Raw genomic sequence first — 4,643 nt, 5'->3', positions numbered from 1 at the left:
GATGTGCGCCCGGCAGCGCAGTCACTTTCTTTCGTTTCGCCGAAAGAAAGTAACCAAAGAAAGGGCGACCCCGGTGCCCACGTCCCTCCGCTTCGCTCCGGGCAACCTGCGGTGCTCGCGGCCTGGGCGCATTGCACAACTCGCACCACTCACTGCGTTCGTTCAGCTCGAACAAGTGCAATGAGTCAGTTCACGAAGCGCAAGGTGCCCTTGCGCCGCCCAGTCCACTGCGCTCCTCGGCGTGGGCACAGGGGCCCCGGGGAGCGGGAACCGACTCGGGCCGTCGCCGCGCTCGGCCTGTTTTGGGGGGGCGTATCGTGACCACCACGCTCGAAGCCCGCCATCTGCACGCCTCCCAGGGCCTGGTCGAGGTGCTGCACGGCGTGGACCTGCGCCTGCCGGCCGCCTGCTGGACCGCCGTGGTCGGTCCCAACGGCGCCGGCAAGTCCACGCTGCTCAAGGCCCTGGCCGGCCTGCTGCCCAGCACCGGCGAGCTGCTGCTGGACGGAAGGCCGCTGGCGAGCTACAGCGGCCGCGAACGCGCCCGCCGCATCGCCTGGCTGGGCCAGAACGAGGCCGCGGCCGACGATCTGTCGGTGCACGACGTGGTCATGCTGGGCCGGCTGCCGCACCGGGCCTGGCTGGCGGCGCCGGGTGCGGCCGACCATGCCGCCGTCGAGCAGGCGCTGCGCGCCACCCATGCGCTGGACTGGGCGGCGCGCCCGCTCGGCCGGCTCTCGGGCGGCGAGCGCCAGCGCGTGCTGCTGGCGCGCGCGCTGGCCGTGCAGGCGTCCGTGCTGCTCATGGACGAGCCGCTGGCCAACCTCGACCCGCCGCACCAGGCCGACTGGCTGGCCATGGCGCGGGCGCTCGCGCGCGCCGGCCGCACCGTCGTCAGCGTGCTGCACGAACTCTCGGCCGCGCTGCAGGCCGACGCCCTGGTCATCGTCGAGCGCGGCCGGATCGTGCACCACGGCGCCAGCGGCGATGCCGCCACGCACCGCGCGCTGGAGGCGGTGTTCGCGCAGCGCGTCGCCGTGCATTGCGTCGCCGGCCAATGGATCACGATTCCCCGTTGAAGACCACCCCATGCAGATCGAAACCCCACCCACCACCAAGCCCTACGAGAAGCCCGAAGGCGAGCGCCGCGGCATCGTCATCGTCAACACGGGCGACGGCAAGGGCAAGAGCACGGCCGCCTTCGGCCTGGCGCTGCGCGCGCATGGCCGCGGCAAGCGCGTGAAGATCTACCAGTTCATGAAGGTGCCGACCGCGCGCTTCGGCGAGCACCGCATGTTCGAGCAGCTCGGCATGCCCATCGAGGGCCTGGGCGACGGCTTTTCGTGGAAGAGCCAGGACCTGGAGCGTTCGGGCCAGCTCGCGCGCGAGGGTTGGGAGAAGGCCAAGGCGGCCATCCTGTCGGGCGAGTTCTTCATGGTCACGCTGGACGAGATCACCTACCCGCTCATCTACGGCTGGCTGCCGCTGGACGACGTGCTGGCCACGCTGCGCGCGCGGCCCAGGGACGTGCACGTGGTGCTGACCGGTCGGCGCTGCCCGCCCGAGATCATCGAACTGGCCGACACCGTGACCGAGATGACGCTGGTCAAGCACGCGTTCAAGGCCGGCATCCCGGCCCAGCGCGGCATCGAGGATTGAGCGCCGCCGCGGCCTTGTGGATCGCGCTGCTGGTGGACCGCCTGTGGGGCGAGCCGCCGGCCGCGCTGCACCCCGTTGTGGCCATGGGCCGCTACCTGGGCTGGGCCGGCAAGCGCCTGCCGCAGGCGCCGGCCGCCGCCTTCACAGGCGGCGCGCTGGCCTGGTGCGTTGGCGCGCTCACGGTCGGTGCGCTGGCAGCGGCGCTGCAATGGGCGGTGCTGGCCTGGCTGCCCGGCTGGGCCGCCGCGCTGCTGCTGGGCCTGGCGCTCAAGCCCATGCTGGCCTGGCGCATGCTGCGCGACGAGGTGCAGGCGGTCGAAACCGCGCTGGGCCAGTCGCTGGAGGCAGGGCGCGCCCGGCTGGCCATGCTGGTCAGCCGCGACGTGGCGGCGCTGGATGCAGGCACCGTGCGCGAGAGCGCGATCGAGTCCCTGGCCGAGAACCTCAACGACTCGGTGGTCGCACCGCTGTTCTGGTTCCTCGTGGCCGGCCTGCCGGGCGCGGCCGTGTTCCGCTTCGCCAACACCGCCGATGCCATGTGGGGCTACCGCGGCATGCGCGGCGGGCGCGACTGGGAATGGGCCGGCAAGTGGGCCGCGCGCGCCGACGATGTGCTGGGCTGGGTGCCGGCCCGCATCACGGCGCTGCTGCTCGGCCCGCCGTGGGCCTGGCGCGCGCTGGTGGCGCAGGCCGGGCGCACGGCCTCGCCCAACAGCGGCTGGCCCATGGCGGCCATGGCGCTGCACCTTGGCGTGCGCCTGCGCAAGCCTGGCGTCTATGCGCTCAACGCCGATGGCAGGGCACCGCAGGCCAGCGACCTGGCGCGCGCGCTGGCGCTGGCCGGGCGCACCGTGCTGCGCGTGGCGGTGCTGGGGGGCGCGGTGGCGGTGCTGCGCTGGCCTTGATCTGTCCGGCCGGTCGCGCCCGCATGTGGCAGCCGTCACGGAAACCGCAGTCGCCATGGTCGAATCCCGGACCGAATTCATTTATAAACCGTAACAAATCAGAACAGGAGCGCTCCCGGATGCTTGTTCCGTTGTTCACGCCGTCTCCGCTGCACGCCTGAACGGGGGCCTGCAGCCGCCATGCGCTCCCCACCCGTGCAGAACAGTGGCCCGCCCGGCGCAGCCGTCATCGGGCGCGCCGACGCGCGTGCGCTGCTGGTGTGCGACGGCCTCGGCCAGGTGCACCAGGCCAACAAGGCCTGGTCGCACTGGTTCGCGCCGCCGGGCGGCCCGGTGCCGTCGCTGCTCGAGGCCACGCTGTACGCGCACGCGCAGGACGGGGTGCAGCAGTTGCTGCGGGCGCTGGAGCTTGGCGGCGGCGCCGTGCAGGATCTGCAACTGCCGCTGCGGCGCCATGACGGCTCGGTGTTCATGGCCAGCGTGCAGTGCACCAGGTTGCAGGCCGGCGGGCAGACCTGGTACACGGCCTGGATCGGCGAGACCGCAGGGCCGGACGACGCGCCGAGCCGCTTGCCGCCATGGGACGGCGAGCCCAGCCTGCTGCACCAGCTGCAGGTGGGCATCGTGCTCACCGGCGGCGGCAAGATCCTGCGCGCCAATGCGAAGTTCGCGCAGATCTTCGAGTTCGCCGACGCGCGGGCGGCGGTGGGCCGCGACACGGCCTGCCTGTACGAGGACGCCGCCGAGGCCGAGCGCGTCGGCGCCGAGCTGGCCCGCACGCTCGCGCAGGAGGCGAACTACCGCGGCACCTGGAGCGCCCGGCGCCAGGACGGCAGCCGCTTCATGGCCTGCGGCAGGGCCAGTACGGTCACGCTGCCCGATGCCGGCGACGCCACGGTCTGGATCATCGAGGACGAGGCGGAGATCCGCGACGCGGAGGAAATCCGCAAGGAGAACGAGAGCTACAGCCGGATGTTCCAGCAGTCGCACATCGCGATCTCGATCTACGACCCCGCCACCGACTGCTACGTGGACTGCAACGAGGCGGCGCGCAAGCTCTACGGCTTCGAGCGCGCCGAGGACCTGCGTGGACGCACCGTGCTGTCGATTTCGGCGCCCATGCAGGAGCGCGGGCCGACGGAGAAAATCCTGGCGGCCGGCCGGCGCAACCTCAACGACACCGGCCGCGAGTCGCCCAGCTTCGAGTGGCGCCACCGCCGCCCGGACGGCACGGACTGGATGGCCGAATGCCGCGGCACCACCTTCCGCTACCGTGGCCGCACGCTGATCCAGTTCACGCTGATCGACATCACCGCGGCCAAGGAGACGCAGCGCCAGGTCAAGGAGATGGCGGTCTTCCTGCAGACCATGATCGACCGCATGCCCAATGCGGTGTTCTACAAGGGTCCGGACACGCGGCTGCTGGGCTGCAACGAGGCCTTCGAGCGGGCGCTGGGCGTGCAGCGCGCCGACCTGGTCGGCAAGCGCGTGGACGAGCTGGAGCAGATGCCCGAGGCGCTGCGCGCGCAGTTGCAGGCCGAGGACGAGCGCGTGATCGCCGAAGCGGCACATGTTCAGCGGGAAACCACTTTCCCGTTCGCCGATGGCCGGACGCACCAGGTGCTGTACTCGGTCAGCGGCTTTCGCCAGCGCGACGGCAGCCCGGGCGGCCTGGTCGGCGTGATCGTCGATCTGGAAGCCTTGAAGGCCGCCGAAAACGCATTGGGCGTGGCGCAGAAGGAGCAGGCCGCGATGTTCGAGGCGGCGGGCGTGGGCATCGCCTTCGTGCGCGACGGCACCATGGCGCGCTGCAACCGCGAACTCGAGAGCATGTTCGGCTATGCACCGGGCGAGCTGCAGGGCCGGCCCATCGGCATCTGGTACGGAGGCGACGCGGACCACGCAGCGGCCCGGCTGCGGCTGCGCCAGTTGATCGGCGCGCCGCGCGACAGCCTGCATGACCAGGAGTTCGTGCGCAAGGACGGCGCGCGCTTTTGGGGCCGTGTGACCGCGCGCTACATCCACGAGGACACCAGCCAGGGCAGCGTGTGGTTCATGGAGGACGTGACGGAGGAGCGC

4 protein-coding genes are annotated in these 4,643 nt (G+C 71.7%); all 4 read left to right on the top strand.

The genetic code is table 11. The annotated features are described in order from the left end of the window. Positions 1–314 precede the first annotated feature (314 nt). Complete coding sequence (locus IE209_RS33470) at positions 315–1,079, top strand: ABC transporter ATP-binding protein (RefSeq protein WP_189691178.1); 765 nt, start codon at positions 315–317, stop codon at positions 1,077–1,079. A gap of 10 nt (positions 1,080–1,089) precedes the next feature. Further along, positions 1,090–1,659, top strand: a complete 570-nt coding sequence (gene cobO, locus IE209_RS33465) for a cob(I)yrinic acid a,c-diamide adenosyltransferase (protein ID WP_189691177.1) — start codon at positions 1,090–1,092, stop codon at positions 1,657–1,659. After that, positions 1,656–2,564 carry an adenosylcobinamide-phosphate synthase CbiB gene (gene cbiB / locus IE209_RS33460; RefSeq protein WP_189691176.1) on the top strand — a complete coding sequence of 303 codons (909 nt, stop codon included), beginning with the start codon at positions 1,656–1,658 and terminating at the stop codon, positions 2,562–2,564. The genes cobO and cbiB overlap by 4 nt, the downstream gene beginning before the upstream one ends. 180 nt (positions 2,565–2,744) lie before the next feature. Beyond that, positions 2,745–4,643 (top strand): PAS domain-containing protein (locus IE209_RS33455; RefSeq protein WP_189691175.1); only part of this gene is annotated, 1,899 nt, incomplete at its 3' end.

Origin of the sequence: Pseudorhodoferax aquiterrae, from assembly GCF_014652235.1 — a bacterium.
In the GTDB taxonomy this organism is placed as follows: Bacteria; Pseudomonadota; Gammaproteobacteria; order Burkholderiales; family Burkholderiaceae_C; genus Pseudorhodoferax; species Pseudorhodoferax aquiterrae.
Note: the sequence above shows the minus strand (reverse complement) of the source record. Positions and strands in the feature narration are given on the sequence as shown.

Bases quoted from the DNA above. Each gene is read 5' to 3' on its own strand.
- cobO (WP_189691177.1), top strand. From the start codon at position 1,090: ATGCAGATCGAAACCCCACCCACCACCAAGCCCTACGAGAAGCCCGAA.